Source organism: Colwellia sp. MB3u-55 (assembly GCF_014076785.1).
GTDB lineage: Bacteria > Pseudomonadota > Gammaproteobacteria > Enterobacterales > Alteromonadaceae > Colwellia_A.
The window spans coordinates 97,385-121,470 of the sequence record NZ_JACGUS010000077.1; the positions used below are offsets into that span (position 1 = coordinate 97,385).

Sequence of the window (24,086 nt, forward strand, 5' to 3'; positions counted from 1 at the left end):
TTTATTCATACGATTAAATAAAAAAGGACTCACATGAAAAAATTATTACTTGCCTCAATATTGCCAACGCTACTTATGACGTCTGCTTTCACACCCACAGTTAATGCAGCAGACTACATCGTAGATTACAAAGGCGCGCATGCTTCCGTTAACTTCAAAATTAAGCATTTGGGTTACAGTTGGTTAATGGGACGTTTTGATAAGTTTAGTGGCAGTTTTAGTTATGATGCAGCTGATTTATCTACGGCTAAAATTGAAATGTTGGTGGATACCACTAGCTTAAATACTAACCATGGCGAACGTGATAAGCATGTTCGTAGTGATGACTTTCTTGATGTGGATAAGTTTGGAAGTGCAAAATTTGTTAGCACTAGCATTACTGATAATGGTCAAAATAAATTAGCAATTAACGGCACTTTAACCTTACACGGTGTTAGTAAAGACATTATTATTGACGCGATAAAAATTGGTGAGGGTAAAGATCCTTGGGGTGGTTATCGTGTTGGCTTTAGTGGAACAACAAAAATTGGTTTAGTTGATTTTGGTATTCCAGACACGTTAGGACCTGCTTCATCACATGTTGAATTAGAATTACATATAGAAGGCATCAGAAAATAGTCATTGGTTAAACGTCTTACCGATGTTTTTATTTTTAGACACTATCAGATAATCATATTAATTTACTTGATAAAAATAAAGCCAGCATCAGTGCTGGCTTTATTTTTATAAAATTACAGCGATTTTATCGGTGATATTTATAAACAGTAATAGTTTTTATTGTGTTTATTTATATTTTTATTTAAAATAATACAAGAAGATTCTTATGGATTAACTTACCTTTTTAAATTTTTTTCGGTAAAAGAAGCCTTGAACAAAATCAACATTTAACTGTTTTGCGAAGCATAAATCTTCTGCGGTTTCTACGCCTTCTAAGATAACCTTTTTACCAGTATTTCGCGCATAGTTGATCATCGACTCAACGAGTAACATAAAGTTACGGTTAGACCTATTAGTGACGACATATCTGTCAAGTTTGATATATTCAACAAGCTGAATCACAGCCATCGACACCATAGACTGTGGATTACAGAGATCGTCTATAGCGGTATGAATGTTATTTTTTGATAGGTTATCAATCATCGCTAAGCTCATAATAGCGTCATTTATTTCTGAATTTTCGATGAGCTCAACAATGATTTTAGATTTTTTGAAATCTTTAAATAATTTCAAAAATGGATTGTCATCCTTTAAAGTCCCCGTTGAAAAATAAGAGTCTTGGTCTAAATTAACAAAAATGTCTATCTTACTGGGAGCATAGGCGAGTTGTAATTTTTTTTGTTGGTATTCTACTTGAAACAAACTGAGTGGACTGTCATGTAAAGAAGAATAAACAAGATCAGGTCGTATCGCTAAGTTATCTTTAGTAAAAAACCGTGATAAACATTCATAGGCAAATATTTCTTGGCTTTTGATGCAAACAATAGGTTGATATTCAACGCCATAGCGCTGACTTTCCATCAGATCTATCAAAGTGGAGGGTGGAAGATGAGTTTTATTTTTCATAAATGTTCAGGTTGCCATAGGACTAACCTGTCCTACAGCTTAAATATAATCTCCATTGTAAATGATAATTATTATCATGTGAAGCTGTTGGTTATATTGCTAATAAGATTAGCGCTATAGAAACATATAAATTTAGCTAAAATTACGTTTAGCTGTTAAAATTCGCGCGAATTTTTTAATGGCTGATTATTCGGCACTCACATTCAATTAAGGTGCTTTTATGTCTAAATTTTTTTATCGCGGTACTCCTGATGTTATGGGCACTCACGGCAGTGCAGGTTATAAACCTAATCGTGGCGTTAAGCTCGGTAGTGCAGCAAAACCATTAATGCTTGTTGTTGCATCAAAAGAAAGACAGCAAGAAGTTATCGCTATTGTTACTGAGCACAATTTTATTGCTAACATTGAAATTAATGCTGATGTAAAAGAAAATATTGTTGAGCTAGAAGCGGCATTAAATGTCCCTAAAACACAGCGTTTTGATAAAACACCGAACAGAAACGATCCTTGTTCTTGTGGAAGTACTAAAAAATATAAAAAATGCTGTGGATAAATGAGTCATAGCTTTAATAAAAAAGGCTGAGAAATTATTTCTCGGCCTTTTTTATTAAAGCAATTATGGTAAAAAGAGTAAAATTGACAGATACTTACCCCTCAGTTGTTGTTAATAGGAGAGGATCATTAAGTGAAAAAAATCAGCTTAACGCAAGATGAAAATTTATCATTTAAAGTTAGCCAGCAATTATCACCACAAGAATCACAACGTTTTGATCTTTATTTTTCTATTCCCGAAGAAATGGGCATTAATGCTATTACCCTCAGTGAAGATAATTACTTTCACAGCAGTATTCGAAGCCATAGTGCTTACTTTTCTCGCCAAGTGCATTTACCTTTAGTTCGTAGCCGATTTATAAGCCAAAAAAAGGGTGAACAGGGCGACTATCGCAGTAACTTAAACTTATTTTCTTATCAATTTAGGGTCGCACTCGAAACAGATATTAAGCAAGCCTTACAAAAAAAAGATATCGAAATTTTTTATCAATATGCACTTGAATTGGTTGAGCAAACACAAAGCTTGTTAAAAAAACTGCGCCGCTATACTCCTTTAGATCAAAAACTAAGTTCTTACTTTGAAAATGTAGATAATTACTTAAGCTGGTACACCGAACAGTCATTTCTTAATTTGCTTGCCAATGGACCAAAAAGCTCAGAACATGCAGAAACCCGAGAGGTGTTGTTTGCCTTGTGTCGCCAAGAAAATAATTACCGAACAGAGCGCCAGTATAATTCAAAAATTACGCTAGCAGACCCAAATCGTATCACTAACAAAATGCGCTTGTTGCAGCGATTAAGTGAATTCGGTGTGGTCTTTAAAAGAACCACTCATGACCTAGACAATAATCTAAGACGCTTAGTTCGTGGTAGCATTACCGCTGTCGTTATGGCGTTCGTGATGTCAATTGTGCTCAACGCTCGCTCAGCATTTAACGAAGTAACTTTAGTACTGATCACTTTTTTAGGGGTGATTTATGGTGTCCGTGAAATATTTAAGGATGATCTCACACGCTATCTTTGGCGAAAAATTCAGCGAGGACGACCCAAGTGGCAGCATGTATTTACCGATAGTATGTCTAAAAATAAAATGTCTATGCAAACCCTATGGCTTGATTATATTAAGAACAAAGACTTACCTGATATTGTTAATAAACATTTTCAACAACGCCGTCAACAAAACAAGCAAGCGGCACAACTTTTACATTTTCGCTGTAATTCAAAAGTTATTGCTAAAGAGTTTATCCCTGGCTTTAAAGAGATTCAGCACCAGATGTTTTTTAATTTAACACCTTTTGTGCGTTTTTTGAAAAAAGGAGAAGGGCGTTTATATGCCCTTGATGGCAGCAAGATATCTAATCAAGGTGTTGAACGACGTTATCAGATAAATTTAGCGGTTGTGCAAGAGCAAAAAATACCGGGTAATAAAACTAAACAATACATTCAGCGTTTTAAAATAACAATGAATCGTTCGAAAATCATTAACATCGAAGGGATGAAATCAGAACAAAATTTTGAAGGAAATCCACTTTAGTATAAGTTGGCCAGTTTATTTGCAAATATATTATTTGTCGTTGAACTGGCCATAATAAAATTAGCGGTTAATCAATCGCTAAACTATCGAATTATCGGCCTTATAAACATCAAAATCAATCGTCTCTATTTTAACGGTTCTAAGCATACCGCCAATACCAACAAAGGCAATAACTTGAAAGTAGATACTGTTAATAATTATCTCCATATAACCTAGTTGATAAACATCAACTGCTGTATTTGCCATTAAAAATAAGCTTAAGAAAATACTCACTGAGCCCATTGATTGTAAAGCAAATTGAGTTTGACTACTTCTATCTTTCACGGCTTGGTGGGGATCTAAACGTTTGCCGGTAAGGTGCCAAACGGCTAAACCAATAAAGAGTGCATGTACTAAACTTAGTGTTACTATTTTAATCATCAAGTCGCTGGTAATCGCAAAATCATGAATATATAAATCAAATAAAATATAAGAAAATAATAACACCACAGCTGAAATAACCAATAAAGGTGAAACATAATTGAACAAGTGACGTGGGGTCAAATCTGCGGTACGACTGGTACGCTTATTGGCTTTTCTCATCAGTTTAAATTGTTTACACCCAGAGACTTCTAACAACATATAGGGGATAAACTGCACCATACCAAACATTAAGGGTAACCCTTCTGCAAATTTCTGCTTATCATTATAATCTTTTGACATCAAAACATAGAACCCCAGTAATATCAGACCAATAACCAGTATTATTTGATTAAGTAATCGATAACGAACCTTAGCTACGTTCACCTGTTCAGTTGACTCAGGGTAAAGTTTTGGATAACTCTCCGGCGGAAAATTTTTTAAAACCCCATCAATTTTTTTAATTATTTGCTTAGGGTAATAGTATGAAATGAGTATAATTTGGCTTAAAAATAATGTGTAAAATAAAATGTTAATAGACATCTTCTGCTCCTTAATTGTTTTTACTGTTCATTGCACTACTAAAAGCAATACGTATTTCTGAGTCGGTTACCCCTGCCGTTTTACAGGCAGAAATAGCATTATCTAACTGTGCTAAAACATCAGCATTTAAATCCATCTTACTATTTACGATTGCATCAGGGTGAACAAAGGTACCTCGATAACCTTTGCTTTGAATGACTAAGTCTCGTTCTAATAATTTGTAAGCTTTAGCAACAGTTTTACTGTTGAGCTCTAAATCATTAGCCAATTGTCTAATCGAAGGAAGTGGGTCTCCCGGTCTAACCTTATCGCTAATAACCGCTGATTTTATTTGTTCAACGAGTTGTGTAAATAACGGCATCGGATCTTCTATATTAATGGTAATTTCCATATTTCTTTGTCTGCTCCAGTTGTTCCGTGTGTGGTGATGGTACAACTATAACATCGATCAAGGCAAGTAAAAATAGTTTGTTTTTTGAACTATTGAGGTATTAAGAAAAGTGTTTTTGATTTATATTAATAAAATCATGTTCTTGCGTGGATGTGTGGGTACAGAGGTCGTATACAATAAAGCCTGAATATTTCGGTGATATCAGTGATATCGAGATATTCAGGCTTAAGGTTATTTACAAAGGGGATTACTTAACTTCTTCTCCTGCGGCTTGTTTATCAGCATGATAGCTTGAACGCACTAAAGGCCCACAGGCTGCATGGTTAAAGCCCATCTTAATAGCTTCAGCTTGATACATATCGAAAACATCAGGGTGAACGTAGCGTTCTACCGGTAAATGATGTTTACTCGGCTGTAAATACTGACCAATGGTAAGCATAGTGACGCCATGGCTTCGGAGGTCGCGCATAACTTGTAAAATTTCTTCGTCTGTTTCACCTAAGCCAACCATTAAACCTGACTTTGTCGGAACTTCTGGATTGGCTTCGCCAAATTTTTTCAGTAAATCTAACGACCATTGGTAGTTAGCGCCTGGACGTGCTTTAGTATAAAGACGTGGTGCTGTTTCTAAATTATGATTAAATACATGTGGAGGATTAGCATTTAAAATTTCTAAGGCACGGTCCATACGACCACGAAAATCAGGGACTAAAATCTCAACTTTAGTATTTGGTGCATGTATAGCTATTTCAGTAATACAATCAGCAAACTGTTGAGCGCCACCATCACGTAAATCATCACGGTCAACCGAAGTGATCACCACGTATTTCAGTTTCATATCTTTAAGTGTTAGTGCTAACTTTTTAGCCTCATCGACTTTAGGGGCTAAAGGTCGACCGTGGCCAACATCACAAAAAGGACAACGGCGTGTACAGATATCACCTAAGATCATAAAAGTGGCGGTACCGTGGTTAAAACACTCGGATAAGTTTGGACAAGAAGCTTCTTCACAGACTGAATGTAAGTCATGTTTACGTAGCGCTGCTTTTATACTGTCAATCCGTTCTGTCGTACGAGGTAGTTTAATACGTAACCATTTAGGCTTTCTAAGCATGGTTTCACGCTCTGAGGGCACAATTTGAATAGGGATATGCGCCATTTTTTCTGCATCACGCATTTTTGTGCCAGGGATAACTCGAGTTGTTTTAGTGGTCATTCATTTCGTCCCAACCAGTTTTATAACTGATATTATTGGTATTTAATAATTTAGCGAGGTGTTTTACTAAGGATTCACCTGCTTGAGCAGTATCTGTTAATTGACTGATATCGGCTGTTTGCACCATTTCTAGTCCTTGATAACCACAAGGATTTATCCGAAGAAAGGGTGATAAGTCCATATTTACATTCAGTGCCAAACCGTGAAAAGAGCAACCTTTACGCACTCGTAAACCTAACGATGCAATTTTCTTTTCGCCAACATAAACCCCTGGTGCGTCAGGTCTAGCTTTGGCGATAATGTTAAAATCAGCTAATGCGGCAATTAAGCCATTTTCAAGTAGTGTTACTAAATCACGCACGCCCATCTTTCGTCGACGTAAATTTATCATAAAGTAGATAACTTGTTGACCAGGGCCGTGATAAGTCACTTGTCCGCCACGATCTACTTTTACTACTTCTATATCACCCGGCATTAACAAGTGTTCTTCTTTACCTGCTTGCCCTTGTGTGAAAACGGCTGGATGCTCGACTAACCAAAGTTCATCTTGAGTGTCTTCGTTACGATCATCGGTAAATTTTTGCATCCCTTGCCAAACTTTGGTGTAGTCCATAGTGGCAAGTTGTCGAATGATTAACGAATTTTTCAAGTTTATACTTCACTTAATTCTATTGATGTCGATTATATCCAAATAATAATGGGAATACACCGGACAAATACTAAGGTTATTATCGTTACGCAAAAGCGTCATTTTTTTAAAGAACGTAGCGGACGATATCAATAGCCGTTAATTCTGTATAAATTGTTTCGATATGCTCTTTACTGGTAACCGTCACCGCAATTGAAAGCGAATGGTAAGTCCCTTTCGAACTGGCTTTAATTTTAGGAGAGTAATCACCGGGTGCATGCTTTTGTAGTTCATTAATCACTAAATCAGGTAATTCGTCGCAAGCAACGCCCATAACTTTAAAGTTAAGTACGGTCGGAAATTCTAATAATTCATCAAACTTGGTTTTCATTTTCTCTCTCTAAATAGTACTTGGTCAGTAGTCAATCTGGGGGTATTTTATCATTAATCAAATAAAATGTGATCATTGTATTTACCGCTTTTATTATTAATCACCATTTTGTCTTAATAATAAAAAACTCGGCATGAGCCGAGTTTAAAATGACACATTTTTTATTTGCTAACTAGTTCACAAATTGTAGTTTCACATAGTCGACTAACTTGCTGAACATGCCGCCTTCATTAACTTCTTGCAAAGTTACTAATGGGTATTCTGCAATGTCTTCGCCGTCTAAGCGTAAAAATAGTTTACCAACAACGGTTCCCTTAGCTAACGGTGCTTTTAATTGTTGGTCAAGTTCGATACTGGCTGCTAAATTTTTACGTTGACCACGCGGAACTGTAATAGGTGTATCGAGTAAAATACCCAAGTCGACTTCTTTTACATCGCCCATCCAAACTCTATTGGTAGCAAATTTATCACCCGCTTTATAAGGGGTATAGGTTTCGAAGAAGCGAAAGCCATAATTAAGTAACTTTTTACTCTCAACTTTTCTTGCTCGTTCGCTTTCCGTCCCCATAACGACACTAACTAAGCGCATTCCGCCTTTGGTAGCGGATGAAACTAAACTGTAACCTGCCTGAGCGGTATGACCAGTTTTTAAACCGTCAACATTCATGCTTTTATCCCATAATAAATTATTACGGTTGTATTGTTTAATATTGTTATAGCTAAAAACTTTTTGGCTATAAATTTTATATTCTTCTGGTACATCTCGAATAAGTGCCATTGCCAGTGTTGCCATATCACGGGGTGTTGTCTTGTGTTCTTGGCTGTCTAGACCGTGGCTGTTTTCAAAATAACTAGAACTCATTCCTAGTTCTGCCGCATAACCATTCATTAACTGAGCAAAGGTACCTTCGCTACCGGCAATATGTTCAGCCATAGCAACACAAGCATCATTACCTGAAGCGACAATAATCCCTTGATTTAATAACTCTACAGAAACTTCAGTACCAACTTCAATAAACATAAGCGATGAACCCGGGAAGTTCTTTGCCCAAGCTTTTTCACTGACTTTAACTAAGTCAGTGTTGTTGATATTGCCACTGGCTAATTCTTTACCTATGATATAACTGGTCATCATCTTTGTTAAGCTAGCGGGCGCTAACAAAGCATCGGCATTACTCTCTGCAAGAACTTTACCTGTATTGAAATCAATAAGGATATGACCTTTTGCTTTAACTTCTGGTGGTGAGGGAATAATGGTTAATGCTTGGGAAAAAGATGAAAAAGTTAAAAAAATTGCGCCTAAAAGGCAGAGAAGTTTTGTTGAGGTTTTAGCCGTTTTTTTAGCTAATGGGTAAGTCATAATATTCCTACGAAACTGAATGATAAAAGAAGAATTTTTTAGGAGTATACCATCTTTGTTACTGATTGCTATGGTGCTATCGTGGCAAATTGTTACGAATGATTACTTCAGACTAAATGCTTTTGGATAACCTGATTTTTTTAAACTGGTCAATAGTGTGTTTAACGCCTCTTCATCGTTGATTGGGCCCATTTGTACACGAAAAAGGCTATCATTCATTGGGATTATGGTATTTATTTGATATAAATTCTCTAGGGCTTGGGCTGTTTTATTGGCAAGCACTTCATTCTTAGTGGCGAAAACTTGAATATATTTACGTTGTTCACTATCTGTAGATAAGTTGTTTTCAGTCAGTTTTTCATTTATCTCAGTAACAGAAAAATCAGTAATAGCAGTGATCGTTACATTAGCCACCCCTGTTTTCATCATACCCAGTTTATAAGCCGCACTGTACGATAAATCAATAATTCGGTTTTGATGAAAGGGTCCGCGGTCATTTACTCTAACAATTACTGATTGACTATTGGCGTTGTTAGTGACTTTTAAGTAAGTGGGTAGGGGTAAATTTTTATGAGCCGCACTCATAGCGTACATATTATAAATTTCACCATTTGAGGTTAAATGACCATGGAATTTTTCACCATACCAGGAAGCAATACCCGTTTGGCTAAAATTTTCAGCACTTTTTAATACCGAATAAGTTTTGCCGCGCACTTGATACTGGCTTCTATTACCGCCTCTACTATGGGGTTCTGCTCTTGGCGTAATATCAATAAGCTCACTTGCGGTAGGGGCTCGGCTGGGCATACTATCTTTGTGTTGTTGATAGCGTCCGGTATTGACACTGCAGGCAGAAATCGAGACTAAAAGCGTGATTACTAATAATTGTATTTTCACTGGCAGATTCTTTTTATGTTGTTAATCAATTTAAGCAATAAAACGCTTGTGGGTACTAATCGCCATTAGCATGCCAAAACCTGCAAGTAATGTCACCATCGATGTTCCACCGTAACTGACTAAGGGCAAAGGAACGCCAACAACAGGCAATAATCCAGACACCATACCTATATTGACAAAAACATAAACGAAAAAGGTTAAAGTTATACTACCGGCTAAAAGTTTTGTGAATGCATGGTCGGCATGGACAGAAATCCATAAGCCTCGCATTACTATTATTAAATAGACACTGAGCAGTACGGCGACACCTACAAAGCCAAATTCTTCACTAAACACCGCGAAAATAAAGTCGGTATGGCGTTCAGGTAAAAATTCTAGTTGCGACTGTGTACCTTGTAACCAACCTTTGCCATGTAAACCACCTGAACCAATGGCTATTTTTGATTGAATGATATGATATCCAGAGCCAAGTGGGTCTTGCTCTGGGTCAAGAAAAGTTAATACACGCTGCTTCTGATAGGGCTTCATCAAAAACATCCAGAGAATGGGTGCAAATGCCGATGCTAAGCCAATACAAGCGATAATGAGTTTCCAGCTTGCTCCGGCAAGAAAAATCACAAAAACACCTGAACTGGCGATTAACAGTGATGTACCTAAATCAGGTTGCTTAGCAATTAATAAGGTTGGCAATAACACTAAAATAAATGCAATGGTGATGGTCGATATTTTAGCGGGTAAGTCATATTGGCTAACATACCAAGCGATCATAATGGGGACAATCAGTTTCATTATTTCAGAAGGCTGAAATTTCATAAAACCCAAGTCTAACCAACGCTGTGCGCCTTTACCTATATGACCGAATAAAAGTACGGCGATTAAGAGCAGCAAACCTAAAATAAATACGGGCACCGCCCATTTTTGATAGGAAAGGGGAGGGATTTGAGCAACGGCGAACATCACCAACAATGCTATACCTAAGCGGGTTATTTGACGGTAAACAATGGCAGTTTCTTGGCCACCTGCACTATAAACAACAAATAGCCCTAAGGTCATTAATGCTAAAATACCCAAAAAAAGAGGCAAGTCAATATGAATTCTTTGCCAGAGACTTCGCTGCTTTTGTTGATCATGGCCAATATTACGCACTAGTTACGTCCTGTGTTTTTGTCAACACCATAAACATTATTGTGTTGTGGATGCTTACTTTTATCGGTACTAATAATGACTCTATCACCAAAATATTGATCCATAACTTGGCGCGCTACCGGCGCAGCATTAAAACCACCACCGCCTTCTAAAACATTTTCAACGACAACAGCAACCACTATTTCTGGATTCTCATAAGGAGCAAAAGCGACAAACATAGCATTGTTTCGCTGCCTTTCTTTAGTGGCTTCTGCATCATATTTTTCATCTTGTTTTTTTGCAATAAGTTGTGCTGTACCCGACTTTCCTGCGGCGTCATAGCGAGCACCTTTAAATGCAGGATATTTCTTTTGTGCCGTGTTATGCATAGCATCAAGCACTAAATCCCAGTGTTTATTGTCTTTTAAAATAATCGGAGGTTTATCATCATATTCTGCCATCTTAGTGACCATTTTATTGACCATATCAGCATCACGCTCAGCGGTAATGATCTCCTCATTGATTTGAACTTCTTCCACGACTAACTCTGTAGTAGCACGTAAAAAATGTGGGATTTTAATGTCGCCTTTATTCGTTAAAATAGAAAAAGCTTGAGCTAGCTGTAACGGTGTTACTGTCCAGTAGCCTTGACCAATACCAACCGCGATTGTATCGCCGGTATACCAAGGTTTATTGTATCGACTACGCTTGGTTTCTCTACCAGGCAAAATAGCGCGTTTATCTTCCCAGATATCAACACCCGTAAGATCGCCAAAACCAAATTTTTCCATCATGTCAGTAATCGTATCAATATCTAATTGGTACGCTAAATTATAAAAGAAAACATTACATGAGTGTTCAATGGCTTGATTAAGATCTACCCAGCCATGACCGGGCGCCCACCAATCACGGTATTTACGTTCAAGACCTTTTAGCTGAAACCAGCCAGGGTCGTAGAAGCGTGATTTATTGGTGATTACACCTGCTTCTAATCCTGTTAATCCGAGCAAAGGTTTGACTGTTGAGGCGGGTGGGTAACCTTGTACACTTCGATTAAGTAAGGGTCTGTCGTTTTTAGGATTAAGTAATTTACGATAGTTCTTACTGCTAATGCCATGAACAAATAAGTTTCCGTCATAACTTGGGTTTGAATACATGGCCAATATTTCACCACTTCGTGGATCAATTGCTACTACAGCGCCACGCTTACCAGCTAAGGCACGTTTAGCAATCATTTGTAATTCAATATCAATACTTAGGGTTAAGTTTTTGCCTGATATTGGGGGCGCATAATCAAGCGTTCTTATAATACGACCTTGATTATTTATTTCAACTTCTTGATGACCAATAGTGCCATGAAGAATATTTTCATAATATTTTTCTAAACCAAGCTTACCTATGTTACGGGTTGCTGCATAATCTTCATCTAAATTTTCTTCGGCCAAACGAATTGAATCTTTAAGGTTAATGCGGGCAACATAACCCAAAGAGTGGGTCGTTAAATCACCAAATGGGTAGTATCTTTTAAGACGAGCATCAATAAAAAAACCAGGGAATTTGTGTTGATTGACAGAGAATAATGCAACTTGCTGTGCGCTTAACCGCGAGTGCAGTTCTACCGGTTTAAAGCGTCGTTTACTTTTTAGCGCTTCAAAAAGCTTTTGCTGCTTTTCTTCACTGATATCAAGCAACTCACTGACTTCTACAATGTGTTTCTTCAAATCAACCGTTTGCTCAGCAATAACTTCCAGCGAATAAACGGGTTTGTTATCAGCAAGTAGAATGCCATTACGATCGTAAATTAGGCCGCGATTAGGTGCAACGGGAAGGAGTTTTATTCGATTGGAATTAGAGCGAGTTTGATATTTTTCATAAGAATTAATTTCTAACTCGTAGATATTGCTAATTAAGGTTAACAATAAAGCGAGTATACCGATAAAAGCAATAAAGGTTCTGCGTGCAAATAAATTAGCTTCTGCCGAATGGTTTCGAATAGCAACACGTTTGTTCGATGCCATTATTACTCTCGGTGATACGGGTGGTTATTGTTAATGCTCCAAGCTCGATACAGACTTTCAGCGACAACAATACGCACCATTGGATGTGGCAGGGTTAATGGCGATAAAGACCATTTTTGTTCTGAAGTTTTAATACAAGCGGGGGCTAAACCTTCGGGGCCACCAATAAGTAAAGCCACATCGCGACTGTCTAATTGCCAACGCTTAAGTTGTTGAGCAAGCTGTGGTGTTGTCCACGGTTTACCTTCCACTTCAAGCGTAACAATACGGTTACCCTTTGGGATTGCGTTTAGTAATAATTCGCCTTCTTTTTCTAGAATGCGAGCTATATCGGCGTTTTTACCACGCTTACCTGGCGGGATTTCTACTAAATGAAACGACATGTCGCGCGGAAATCGACGACAATATTCGTTAAAGCCTTGAGTAACCCATGCTGGCATTTTATTGCCAACAGCATATAAGGTAAGTCGCATAATAGTTTAGTTTACCTTCACTATTAGCTTAGTTCCACAATTCTTCTAACTGGTAACGGTCACGAATTTCGTCTGTCATTACGTGAACAATTAAATTGCCTAAATCAACTAACGCCCATTCGCCAACATCATTACCTTCAATACCTAACGGCTCAATACCTTTAGCGCGGCATTCGATGGCAACCGATTGTGCAATAGATTTAACATGGCGATTCGAGTTACCTGAACAGACAACCATATAATCAGCAAAGCCTGATTTTTTTCCGATGTCTAAAGTCGTGATGTCACGACCTTTCATTTCTTCGATTTTTTCAATAACAAATGCGTTTAACGCTTCAACTTGCAAGGGAATTACTCTTAGTGTAAATAATAATGCGCTATAATATCATCATTTTTTCTGCAGGTTAACTAGCAAATTATTTTTGATAGAGTTTTTTTTCAATAATGTAATGATGTACGCATTCTGTTAGGTGATTATTCTGTTTTTTATTGCTTAAAAGTTGTTGGCGTATTTCACTTGAAGAAATATTAAGCGACTGGTTTTGATGGAAAATAATGCCGCCAGCATCTTGTTGCTTTATTTCTGCTAGGTCATCTATTTGATGGTTTTTTAATAGTTGTTGAGTGGCGGTATTAATTTGATTTAATTGATAGCCAGGTCGAATATTGACGACAATATGACAGAGTGACAAAATAGTTTGCCATTGATGCCATAGAGTAAAGTTAAGGAACGAGTCCATCCCTATGATAAAAAAAACCCGACTGTTGGGTTGCTCTTGTTTTATTTCACGTAAACTTTTGACGGTATAAGAAGCGCTATGTCGTTTTAATTCGCGATTATCAAGCTGAAATAATGGCTGCTGTTGGCAAACAAGGTTCACCATAGCTGTTCGGTGCTTAGCGCTGGCTGTTGTGGTGTTTTTATGAGGCGGCAAATGGGCAGGTAAAAAGAAGAGTTGTTCAACATTAAGCCATGTTGCTGTTTCTTTTGCTGTTTCAATATGGCCATTATGGATAGGGTCAAATGTTCCCCCCATTATGGCAATATTTTTCTTAATTTCGCTTACTCGCTTAGTCGAATTCATAATCTAAATTGAATTTTGTGGTGGTTTGCCCGTGATAGAGACTTATACAAACATCTGCCAGTAATATAAAAGGATTAAAGTCACTACTGGTTTTACTGATCAAGTCAGTTTGTGCTAAACGCGCTTGAGCTTGGTAAATATTGTCACGACTAATATGTTTAAGGGCATACTGATACAGAGGTTTCTTTTTATCCCATATTCGATATTTTTTATAAATACTATCGATACTCTCACCTTGTTCAATTTGCTCTAGCATAGTTGATAATTGCACTATCTCTTTGTGAATAAACCAAATAAGCTGACCGATTGCAGCGCCTTCGTGTTGCAGTTGATCTAACATGCCAATACATTTTTTCAAGTCACCACTAAGTAAGGTATCAACCACCTGAAAAGGGTTAAATTTTGCTTGTTTAATGAGTAATTTTTCTGCGTCTTCAGCAACAATTAGTTGTGTACCAAACAACAATGAAAATTTTTGTAATTCTTGTTCTAAAGCCGGTAAGTTACCTTCAAAAAGCTCTATCATCAATGGGGTGACATCGTGATGAATATTTAATTTATGCTGTTTGATTTGTTGATTTAACCACTGTTGTAATTGACGACCTTCAATATCATAAAGCGGGACAAAACAACCTAACTGTTCTAATGATTTAAACCATTTTCGTTTTTGACCCGCACTGTCGATTTTAGGGCCATGAAAGATTAGCTGTACATCAGGATGAAAGTTTTCACTGAGTTTAAGTAGTATTTTACTGCCGGCGTCAGCTATTTTCCCGTTGACTAGTTCTATTTCAATGATGCGCTGTGCTGAAAATAGGCTCATCGCTTGATACTCTTCAACCAAAAGGTTCCAGTCAAATTTATCGTCAGCACTAAAACGGATAACTTCACTAAACCCCTGTTGCTGACAGTGCTGTTTTATTGCGGTTAAGCTGTTGTTCTTTTGCCAAGGCTCATCACCAAAAACTAACCAAACAGGCTTAAACCCCTGATTGAGGGTATTAGATAGCTGGTTATGATAGATCCGCATTAGATTTTAATCGTAGAGAGGTCGCGTAAGATTTTATTAGCCGCTTCTTTACGCATTTCACTTAACATTAATTCCAGTTCCCGACTTTTAGCAAGTGCAATATTGGGATCATCTTGATAATCGCGATTAAGTTCAAAAACAAAAGAGCGAACATCATTTTGTGAAAGTACTAGCCGATATCTAACGGTATAAATCAATTCGTATTCTGCCACTTGCCCATTTGGAAATACGGATAAAGTGCGACGATTTAGGCTGTCTTTTGAAAGTTTAAGTTGCGGGACATTCTCTGTAGCTTGGCTTAGCAACTTTATTTTATTTATCGTTAAGTGTTGCTTAACTTGGCGAGTAAGCTCCCCAAATTTATCAGCGGAACTTAAGTGCAAAGTTTGCAGTTGCGGCGATAATAAGTAATCACCGCGTAAAGCAAAGCCACAGCTTGATAAAAACAAGGTGAGTAACACCAAAGTAGCCGTGGCTACCCGTGTTTGGTGTTTTGTCTTTTTTTTGTGCATATGGCTCATTCTTATTACCTTGTAGGACTCTTTCGCGATTAGTTAGCAACAATGTTTAAAAGTTTACCCGGTATATAGATAACTTTACGAATTGTCTTATCATCAATAAAGCGGACCACTGTTTCATCACTTAAACCTAAGGCTTCAACTTCTTCTTTGCTGGCGTTAGCTGAAACAGTAATTTTAGCACGTACCTTACCGTTAACTTGTACGATAATTAACTTCTCGTCTTCAACCAAAGCACTCTCATCAACGATAGGCCAAGATGCTTCTTCAATCGAGGCATTATTGTTATTCGCACCGCCTAATGTTTTCCAAATCTCATGACACATATGTGGTGTAATTGGCGTCAACATTATAATGACAGCGCGAACGGCTTCTTGCATAACCGCTCTGTCTTCAACACTAACCAAATTTGCTTTCGATAAATGGTTCATTAATTCCATAATTGAAGCTATAGCGGTATTAAAGGTGTTTCTTCGGCCAATATCATCACTGACTTTTGCTATAGTTTTGTGCAACTCGCGGCGTAATGTTTTCTGCGCTGCATTTAAAGTTAATGTGCTCAGTAGTGCCACTTCGCCATGTTCTTTGACTTGTTCGCTAAAATCAAAGGCGAGTTTCCAAACACGCTTTAAGAAACGGTGTGCGCCTTCAACACCTGAATCAGACCATTCAAGGGTTTGCTCTGGTGGTGAAGTAAACATAATAAATAAACGTACAGTATCTGCGCCATATTTGCTTATAACTTCTTGTGGGTCGATGCCGTTATTTTTTGACTTTGACATTTTACTCATACCAGCAGAAATAACTGGTTTGCCGTCAAGCTTGCTAACAGCCGAAGTAACTTGTCCTTTTTCATCACGCTCAACGTCTACATCTGTTGGTGAAATCCAATCTTGACCACCATTATCTGCCTCGCGGTAATAGGTATCTGCTAATACCATGCCCTGACATAATAACTTTTTAAACGGTTCATCACAGTTTACTAAACCGGCGTCACGCAATAACTTGTGAAAAAAACGCGCGTAAAGTAAATGCAAAATAGCATGCTCAATCCCGCCGATGTATTGATCAACAGGTAGCCAATAATTTGCCTTAGCGGGATCAATCATTTGGGTATCATCGTTCGGTGAACAGTAACGTGCGTAATACCAAGAGGATTCCATGAACGTATCAAAAGTATCAGTTTCACGGAATGCTTCTTCACCGTTATAAGTGGTTTTTGCCCACTCAGGATTGTCTTTAATCGGTGATGTAACGCCATTCATGATAACATCTTCAGGCAACTCAACGGGTAACTGGTCAAGAGGTACAGCGACAGATTCACCATTTGCTAGGTGCATCATAGGAATGGGAGTACCCCAATAACGCTGACGAGAAACACCCCAGTCACGCAAACGGTAGTTAACTTTTACAGATCCTTTGTTTTCACTGATTAATCTTTCTGATATCGCTTTAAAGGCCGCTTCAAAGCCTAAACCGTCGTATTCACCTGAATTAATTAACAAACCCTTTTCAGTAATTGCTGCTTTACTGAAATCGTCGTCTTTGCTACCAGCAATAACTTGGGTAATGTCCAAGCTGTATTTAGTGGCAAATTCGAAGTCACGTTGATCGTGGCCAGGAACAGACATTACTGCACCTGAACCGTAATCCATTAAGACAAAGTTTGCTGCCCATACTGGAACGATGTTACCCGTTAGTGGGTGAATCGCTTTAAGACCGGTATCGGCACCTTTTTTCTCCATCGTTGCCATATCGGCTTCGGTAGATTTATTGGTTTTACATTCTGTAATAAAGTCACTCAAAGCTGGGTTGTTTTTTGCTGCAGCTAAAGCCAGTGGATGCTGCGCAGCAAGTGCTACGTAAGTAACTCCCATGAGTGTATCTGGACGTGTAGTATAGATGTCAAAGCTTTCATTTGAATCTGCAACTTGGAAGGTCATTTCAATACCTTCGCTGCGGCCAATCCAATTACGTTGCATGGTCTTAACTTGTTCTGGCCATTCGGTAAGTTGGTCTAAATCTGTAAGTAACTCTTCAGCGTAATCAGTAATTTTAATAAACCACTGTGGAATTTCTTTACGTTCAACCGGTGCGCCTGAACGCCAACCGCGTCCGTCAATAACCTGCTCGTTTGCCAATACTGTTTGATCAACGGGATCCCAGTTGACCGTAGCATTTTTCTTATAAACTAAACCTTTTTCGTAAAGTTGCGTAAAGAACCATTGTTCCCATTTGTAATAGTCTTTTTTACACGTCGCTAATTCACGGCTCCAGTCGTAAGCAAAACCCAGTGATTGTAATTGGTTACGCATGTAATCAATATTTTCATAGGTCCATTTAGCTGGCGCTGTTTTGTTTTTAATTGCCGCATTTTCTGCAGGTAAACCAAATGCGTCCCAACCCATAGGTTGCATAACATTTTTGCCTTGCAGGCGCTGATAGCGAGAGATAACATCACCTAAACTATAATTACGCACATGCCCCATATGTAAACGTCCACTTGGATAAGGGAACATAGCAAGACAGTAATATTTTTCTTGACCGGGCTTTTCTTCGGCTTTAAAGGTATTGTTATCAGTCCAAAATTTTTGAACTTGCGCTTCGATAGCTTGGGGATTGTAAATGGATTCCATTAAAGATTTCTCAAACACTTTAGAATGTGGTGTTCATTAGCCAATCAATAGTAAATTGACCGCGATTATGAACGCATAAAAATAATGGCGATAGAATACCTTATATACCTGTCTCACATCAAGATACTGTTTTGAGCATATTGAAGTAAAGGAAGGATATGTTATAGTTTTTAGAAGTTTATTTGATTTGTTTTTTCTATAAAGCTATGACTAGCTATACTTAATCTATAAGTCGTCAAGGAATGTGTTATGAAATCAAAAAATAGTGTTTTTCAAGAGCTTTATCAAGCTTTAGTTACATGGGCTGAAGATGTTAACCAGCATGAGATAACTGATATTGTTAACAAAGTAGAGCAAAGTAAGCTTTACTTGCAAGCGGCAGAAAAACTACCTGAAGAGAAAGTTAAGCAGTTTGTTGATAATTTACGTTTTGATATCAACGAATTTATTATTCAAAATGAAGCACAAGCCAAACATTCCCTCTATTTAGGCTTACTCAATGAGTCTTTCTGGAAAAATATGCAAGCGATTACTGATAAGTCACAAGTGGAGTGGTCAGAGCTTGATGAAGATATTAAGCATCGTGGTCTATATGAAACGGGCGACTTTATTGGTTTTGGTTTGTTAGAGTGCCAGCATTGCCAAGAAAAAATAACATACAGTCATGCGGCGGATGTTGCTGATTGTTTTAATTGCGGCGGTAGTTCTTTTATAAGGTTACCCTTTGCTCCTTAAAACGAAGCTGGGACGCCACTAAAATTTACTAATTATTTAAAATGAGGGTACACTGGCATTATTAAATTTATTAATTATTATACGCTTTTTTTTTAAGCGTTATCAGTGAGATATTGTATGCCTTCATCCGTTAAGTTAACTTCTTCAATTACTCGGTTACCTGTTGAAAAATTAACTGCTCAATTATCTGCTGAGCAGTTTTCTAATGCTGAAGTCACTCCTGATGTAGAGCAAATTATTATCGGTCATGCTCGCGCTAAAGAGGCGCTTGAATTTGGTTTGTCTATGGAAGCTCCTGGTTTTAATGTTTTTGCTATGGGAGAGCATGGTACGGGCAGACAAACCTTAATTAAGCAAATGTTAGCAACAACCGCTGGCAATCAAGAAACGCCTTATGAGTGGTGTTATATCAATAATTTTGATGATGTTCATGCACCGCACAACCTCTATTTAAGTCCCGGAGATGGTAAACAATTATTGGCACGTATCAATACTTTTATTGATGAATTATTAGACGTGTTTCCTGAGATTTTTGATAACCCAAGTTATCAACGACAAAAGTCGGCGGTTGATCGCGCATTTAATAAAAAATATGATCAAGCCATCGCTGAAGTCGAAGAAAGTGCTTTAAAAGATAATGTTTTATTATTTGAAGAAAATGGAGAGATTGGTTTTTCACCGCTGGTTGAGGGAAAACCTTTAAATGATAAAGAATTTGCCGGTTTAGATGAAGGTAAACGTGCTGACTTTTATCTGTTGCTAGATAAATTAGAAAATTTCCTCTCTGAAAAATTGATTGAATTACCACAATGGAAACGCATCTCATCGGATAAATTACGTAAATTAAAAAATGAGACAGCAGAACAAGCTATTAGGCCGTTTCTAGAAGAATTAGAACATGAGTTTTCCAGTAATATTGGTGTGTTAAAGTACTTGTCAAAAGTAAAAACCCATGTAGTCGATACTGTTTTAGAAATTCTTGTTGATGAAAGTGTTGAGAACAGAAACGATAAAGATGCGCGTAAACTTATGGTTGAACAATTTTTACCTAATTTACTCGTTTCTCAAAAACCTGATGCTGGCGCTCCTGTTATTTATGAGCAAAACCCAACCTTTCAAAACTTATTTGGCCATGTTGATTTCGCGAGCTTTCAAGGAAGCACCTATACCAGTTATCGATTAATTAGACCTGGAGCATTACATAAGGCTAATGGCGGTTATTTAATTTTAGAGGCAGACAAGTTACTCAATCAACCCCTTGTCTGGGCACGTTTAAAATTAGCGCTTAAATCACAAGAAATTACCATTGAAAATCCTTACTCCGAATATAGTCAACCGGGCTCATTTAGCTTACAACCTGAAAAAATTCCATTAAACGTTAAAGTGATATTGCTTGGTGACCCCGAAATTTATTACATGTTGCAAGACTATGATCAAGAGTTCACCGAATTATTTAGGGTCTTAGCAGACTTTGATCAGTATCTTGAAAGTAACGAAGAAAATCTTAATGATTACGCTCATTTGATTCGCCAGCGTGCACATAAATACAGCTATCCACATGTCAGTAATGAAGCTGTATTAGAGCTAGTGCGCTATGCATTGAGACGTGCAGAGCATCAACATAAGATTTCGGCTAATATTGTTCAAGTAAACGACTTACTTGATGAAGCTTTTTATTTGTGGAAAAAAACAGACAACAAAGGTCATTTAACTGCCAGCCATGTTGCTTTAGCGCTTGCAGCTAAACAGCGAAGAACTGGCCGAATGAGTGAGTCATGGTTAGGCGAAATAAAAGAAAAACAAGTATTGATTGACACCCAAGGGCACCATATCGGTAAAGTCAATGGTTTAACTGTCTTAGAAATAGGAGACAGTGTTTTTGGAACGCCTGCGCGGATTACAGCAACCGTTTATGCGGGAAGTGAAGGTGTCACTGATATAGAAAGAGAAGTAGACTTAGGTAAGTCTATTCACTCCAAAGGCGTGCTGTTATTAACCGGGTATTTAGGACATAAATACGGGCAAGGTTTTCCAGTGTCAATTTCTGCTAACCTTGCAATAGAACAGTCTTACGGACATATTGATGGTGACAGTGCGTCTATGGCGGAACTTTGTGCGCTTATTTCTGCTATTTCTTTACTGCCAATTAAACAAGGCTTTGCCATTACTGGTTCGATTAACCAGCACGGAGGTGTGCAATCAATTGGTGGCGTAAATGAAAAAATTGAAGGTTTTTATCGTTTATGTAAGGACGAAGGCTTAACGGGAAAACAAGGGGTTATTATTCCGCGCACCAATGTTAATAATCTGATGTTAGCGGACGATGTTATTGAAGCGGTTAAAAACAACCAATTTGCCATTCACGCTGTTGAAGACATTGATCAAGCATTAGAGTTGCTGATGAATGAACCCGCTGGAGAAATTAGTCGAACGGGGCGCTACCCAAGAAAATCTATTCATGGTTTAGTTTTAAATAAACTTTCACTTTTTTCTGATTTGTTAACGGGTGCTGACGAGTAATTAAAATATTATCTACGTTTAAATGATTTTAATATAGGTCAGGCATATATAAGCGTCTGGCCTTTTTTATATCAATGTCTAGATAAAATGACCGATATAGCTCAGGCCACAGAGGATTACTTGTCAGTATTTGTAATTTAACCCCAGCCATTTCTTTTTCACGGCCAATCTCATTACCGCTGTTATTTATCTTTATTGGTATTAAATACATTTTTCTGATTGTTTTTTGAACAAAATGATTTATATACCTTGAATAATAAATAAATGTCAGTATAATGCGCGCCTCGATAACAGTGATTCTGACTTGAATATTTTCTTTCACACTGGTTATACGAAATGAGTGGGGTTTTCCGCCCAATAGACTTCTTAGCTAATATTCTTTATTAGCCCTATGTTCTTTAGTGAACGTGCCTTAAGTCTTCCTGGTGGTTTCCTCGTATATAACGCGGAATGTTTTGGTTACTTTTAACCTATTCCGCCACAAGAGAAGACAAAATTTATGACTACTTCTAACGATGCTCCTGTGAGCTTTGACTCTTTAGGCTTGCCTGAAACTTTATTATCTGCTGTAAAATCTATCGGTTTCGAAAACTCAACTGATATTCAAGCAAAAACTATTCCGCCATTATTAGCGGGTAAAGATGTTTTAGGTGAAGCACAAACAGGTACAGGTAAAACTGCTGCCTTTGGTTTACCTGCATTGGCTAAAATTGATGTTTCATTGAAAAAGCCACAGTTAATGGTGTTAGCACCAACACGTGAATTAGCGATGCAAGTTGCTGAAGCAATTGAAAGCTTCGGTAAAAATATGAAAGGTTTATTGGTTGCTACTTTATACGGTGGTCAATCATACCAGCCACAATTTCAACAATTAGAGCGTGGCGCTCAAGTTGTTGTTGGCACACCTGGTCGTTTAATGGATCACTTACGTCGTAAGAGTCTAAAACTAGGTAACTTATCTTTTTGTGTACTTGATGAAGCTGATGAAATGCTTAACATGGGTTTCCTTGAAGACATTCAGTGGATACTTGACCATTTACCAGAAACGACGCAAATGGCTTTGTTCTCTGCAACTATGCCACCAGCAATTCGTAAAATTGCTAACCGTTTCTTAAAAGATCCAGAACATATTAAAATTGCTGCTGTTAAACAGTCAAAAGCAAATATTTCTCAATTTGCTTGGAAAGTTAGTGGCATTCGTAAAATTACCGCTTTAGAGCGTATAGCTGAAATCGTTGATTACGATGCGATGATAGTTTTCGTACGTACTCGTAGCGACACGGTAGAAGTTGCAGAACAACTAGAGCGAGCTGGTTACCCAGCATTAGCTTTAAACGGCGACATGAACCAAGCACAACGTGAACGTTGTATCGAACAAATGAAATCAGGTAAGTCATCTATATTAGTGGCAACTGATGTTGTTGCTCGTGGTTTAGATATTCCACGTATTTCATTAGTGGTTAACTATGATTTACCAGGCGACAATGAAGCTTATGTTCACCGTATCGGTCGAACAGGTCGTGCCGGTCGTGAAGGTATGTCAATTGCATTTGTTCGTCCTCGCGAAATGCACTCTCTACGTCATTACGAACGTTTAACTTCAGGTGTTATTAACACTTATGAATTACCAAATATTGAAGAAATTGGTAAAAAACGTATTGAACGTACACGTGTTGAAATGGTGCAAATTGTTGCAGATAAAGATTTAGTAAACATGCGTGAAATTGTTGAAGCAATGGCCAATGAATCAGAGCTTTCTATGACTGATTTAGCTGCAGCTTTATTGTTCCAAAAACAATTAAACCAGCCATTACAACCAAAAGAAGATCCTAAGCCTCGTCGTGAAACGCGTGAACGTAGTGACCGTGATTCTAGAAGTGAGCGTGGTGGTCGTAACGAAAGTCGTGGCGGCAGAAATGAACGTGGTGGTGAACGTGGCGCTGAGCGTGGTGGCGAACGTGCTCCTCGTAAAGTTAAAGTTAACCGTACCGACGTTGATTGGCAGACATACCGTTTAGAAGTAGGTAAAGAGCATGGTGCACGTCCTGGTGATATCGTTGGCGCAATCGCTAATGAAATTTCGTTAGATAGTAGCTACATCGGTGCCATTAACTTACATGATAAACATACTTATGTTCAGTTACCAAAAGGTATGCCAGAGAAGTCATTTGAGCAATTAAAGCGTGTTAAAATTCGTCGTCAATCATTAGAAATTACGGTTTCAGATGTTAAGACGGTTGAATCAACACCAACAACTGATCGTCCTCGTAAACGTCAAGAGCGTTCTAATCGTCCTAGCTAGTCGATAAATAAATAATAAAAAGGTACGTATATCGTACCTTTTTTTATGCCCGTAATTTGCCAAAAAGCATGAATACTTTAGCGTTAATTAGTCATGTAAACATAACTGAACAGCTATTGGCTAAGCACTATATGGCTTGTCTTGACGTCGAATACATTCCGCACAGATAG

At 37.8% G+C, this 24,086-nt stretch carries 22 protein-coding genes; 6 read left to right on the forward strand and 16 right to left on the reverse strand.

Features of this window, described 5'->3' with window-relative positions; translation table 11 throughout:
- Nucleotides 1–33: 33 nt before the first annotated feature.
- A complete protein-coding gene (locus H4J66_RS04590; RefSeq protein ID WP_182171182.1) occupies nucleotides 34–618 on the forward strand; it encodes a YceI family protein in 585 nt (194 codons plus the stop codon).
- Nucleotides 619–828: 210 nt separating this feature from the next.
- On the opposite strand, the gene H4J66_RS04595 is transcribed toward H4J66_RS04590, so the two are convergent.
- On the reverse strand, nucleotides 829–1,563 hold the full coding sequence (locus H4J66_RS04595; protein ID WP_182171184.1) for an EAL domain-containing protein: 735 nt from the start codon (nucleotides 1,561–1,563) through the stop codon (nucleotides 829–831).
- A gap of 220 nt (nucleotides 1,564–1,783) precedes the next feature.
- Between H4J66_RS04595 and H4J66_RS04600 the strand changes: the two genes are divergently transcribed.
- Nucleotides 1,784–2,116, forward strand: coding sequence for a PBPRA1643 family SWIM/SEC-C metal-binding motif protein (locus H4J66_RS04600; RefSeq protein WP_182171187.1), 333 nt, complete (start codon nucleotides 1,784–1,786; stop codon nucleotides 2,114–2,116).
- Between the two features lie 132 nt (nucleotides 2,117–2,248).
- Nucleotides 2,249–3,649, forward strand: coding sequence for a hypothetical protein (locus H4J66_RS04605; RefSeq protein WP_182171190.1), 1,401 nt, complete (start codon nucleotides 2,249–2,251; stop codon nucleotides 3,647–3,649).
- 78 nt (nucleotides 3,650–3,727) lie between these two features.
- On the opposite strand, the gene H4J66_RS04610 is transcribed toward H4J66_RS04605, so the two are convergent.
- The 15 genes from H4J66_RS04610 to leuS form a co-directional block, all read right to left on the reverse strand.
- The gene (locus tag H4J66_RS04610; protein WP_182171192.1) at nucleotides 3,728–4,591 is read right to left on the reverse strand and encodes a hypothetical protein; all 864 of its coding nucleotides are present in this window, start codon (nucleotides 4,589–4,591) and stop codon (nucleotides 3,728–3,730) included.
- 10 nt (nucleotides 4,592–4,601) lie between these two features.
- Nucleotides 4,602–4,982: a GntR family transcriptional regulator gene (locus H4J66_RS04615; protein ID WP_070376099.1), complete on the reverse strand. Its 381-nt coding sequence runs from the start codon at nucleotides 4,980–4,982 to the stop codon at nucleotides 4,602–4,604.
- A 247-nt stretch (nucleotides 4,983–5,229) separates the two neighbouring features.
- Nucleotides 5,230–6,198: a lipoyl synthase gene (gene lipA / locus H4J66_RS04620; protein ID WP_070376100.1), complete on the reverse strand. Its 969-nt coding sequence runs from the start codon at nucleotides 6,196–6,198 to the stop codon at nucleotides 5,230–5,232.
- Complete coding sequence (lipB, locus tag H4J66_RS04625) at nucleotides 6,188–6,811, reverse strand: lipoyl(octanoyl) transferase LipB (RefSeq protein WP_220463210.1); 624 nt, start codon at nucleotides 6,809–6,811, stop codon at nucleotides 6,188–6,190. The genes lipA and lipB overlap by 11 nt, the downstream gene beginning before the upstream one ends.
- Nucleotides 6,812–6,953: 142 nt before the next feature.
- On the reverse strand, nucleotides 6,954–7,217 hold the full coding sequence (gene ybeD, locus H4J66_RS04630; RefSeq protein WP_070376102.1) for a DUF493 family protein YbeD: 264 nt from the start codon (nucleotides 7,215–7,217) through the stop codon (nucleotides 6,954–6,956).
- A 172-nt stretch (nucleotides 7,218–7,389) separates the two neighbouring features.
- Nucleotides 7,390–8,577: a serine hydrolase gene (locus H4J66_RS04635; RefSeq protein ID WP_182171195.1), complete on the reverse strand. Its 1,188-nt coding sequence runs from the start codon at nucleotides 8,575–8,577 to the stop codon at nucleotides 7,390–7,392.
- Between the two features lie 102 nt (nucleotides 8,578–8,679).
- Nucleotides 8,680–9,474, reverse strand: coding sequence for a septal ring lytic transglycosylase RlpA family protein (locus H4J66_RS04640; RefSeq protein ID WP_310650622.1), 795 nt, complete (start codon nucleotides 9,472–9,474; stop codon nucleotides 8,680–8,682).
- 30 nt (nucleotides 9,475–9,504) lie between these two features.
- Nucleotides 9,505–10,620, reverse strand: a complete 1,116-nt coding sequence (gene rodA / locus H4J66_RS04645) for a rod shape-determining protein RodA (RefSeq protein ID WP_182171198.1) — start codon at nucleotides 10,618–10,620, stop codon at nucleotides 9,505–9,507.
- Entirely contained in the window at nucleotides 10,620–12,617 is a 1,998-nt protein-coding gene (gene mrdA, locus H4J66_RS04650; protein ID WP_182171201.1) for a penicillin-binding protein 2, read from the reverse strand. Before mrdA ends, rodA begins: the two co-directional genes overlap by 1 nt.
- 2 nt (nucleotides 12,618–12,619) lie before the next feature.
- Nucleotides 12,620–13,090, reverse strand: coding sequence for a 23S rRNA (pseudouridine(1915)-N(3))-methyltransferase RlmH (gene rlmH / locus H4J66_RS04655; protein WP_182171204.1), 471 nt, complete (start codon nucleotides 13,088–13,090; stop codon nucleotides 12,620–12,622).
- A 28-nt stretch (nucleotides 13,091–13,118) separates the two neighbouring features.
- Nucleotides 13,119–13,436, reverse strand: a complete 318-nt coding sequence (rsfS, locus tag H4J66_RS04660; protein WP_070376106.1) for a ribosome silencing factor — start codon at nucleotides 13,434–13,436, stop codon at nucleotides 13,119–13,121.
- 70 nt (nucleotides 13,437–13,506) lie between these two features.
- The gene (gene nadD, locus H4J66_RS04665) at nucleotides 13,507–14,175 is read right to left on the reverse strand and encodes a nicotinate-nucleotide adenylyltransferase (RefSeq protein ID WP_182171207.1); all 669 of its coding nucleotides are present in this window, start codon (nucleotides 14,173–14,175) and stop codon (nucleotides 13,507–13,509) included.
- Nucleotides 14,162–15,205: a DNA polymerase III subunit delta gene (gene holA / locus H4J66_RS04670; protein ID WP_182171210.1), complete on the reverse strand. Its 1,044-nt coding sequence runs from the start codon at nucleotides 15,203–15,205 to the stop codon at nucleotides 14,162–14,164. The genes nadD and holA overlap by 14 nt, the downstream gene beginning before the upstream one ends.
- The gene (lptE, locus tag H4J66_RS04675) at nucleotides 15,205–15,726 is read right to left on the reverse strand and encodes an LPS assembly lipoprotein LptE (RefSeq protein WP_259368541.1); all 522 of its coding nucleotides are present in this window, start codon (nucleotides 15,724–15,726) and stop codon (nucleotides 15,205–15,207) included. Before lptE ends, holA begins: the two co-directional genes overlap by 1 nt.
- Before the next feature lie 29 nt (nucleotides 15,727–15,755).
- On the reverse strand, nucleotides 15,756–18,359 hold the full coding sequence (leuS, locus tag H4J66_RS04680; protein ID WP_182171213.1) for a leucine--tRNA ligase: 2,604 nt from the start codon (nucleotides 18,357–18,359) through the stop codon (nucleotides 15,756–15,758).
- A gap of 249 nt (nucleotides 18,360–18,608) precedes the next feature.
- Here leuS and H4J66_RS04685 point away from each other — a divergent pair, with 249 nt between their 5' ends.
- The 3 genes from H4J66_RS04685 to H4J66_RS04695 all read left to right on the forward strand — a co-directional run bounded on the left by H4J66_RS04685 (nucleotide 18,609) and on the right by H4J66_RS04695 (nucleotide 23,916).
- Entirely contained in the window at nucleotides 18,609–19,094 is a 486-nt protein-coding gene (locus H4J66_RS04685; protein ID WP_182171216.1) for a zinc ribbon-containing protein, read from the forward strand.
- Nucleotides 19,095–19,211: 117 nt separating this feature from the next.
- Entirely contained in the window at nucleotides 19,212–21,614 is a 2,403-nt protein-coding gene (locus H4J66_RS04690) for an ATP-binding protein (protein ID WP_182171218.1), read from the forward strand.
- Between the two features lie 499 nt (nucleotides 21,615–22,113).
- Entirely contained in the window at nucleotides 22,114–23,916 is a 1,803-nt protein-coding gene (locus H4J66_RS04695; RefSeq protein ID WP_182171221.1) for a DEAD/DEAH box helicase, read from the forward strand.
- The last annotated feature ends 170 nt before the right edge of the window (nucleotides 23,917–24,086 follow it).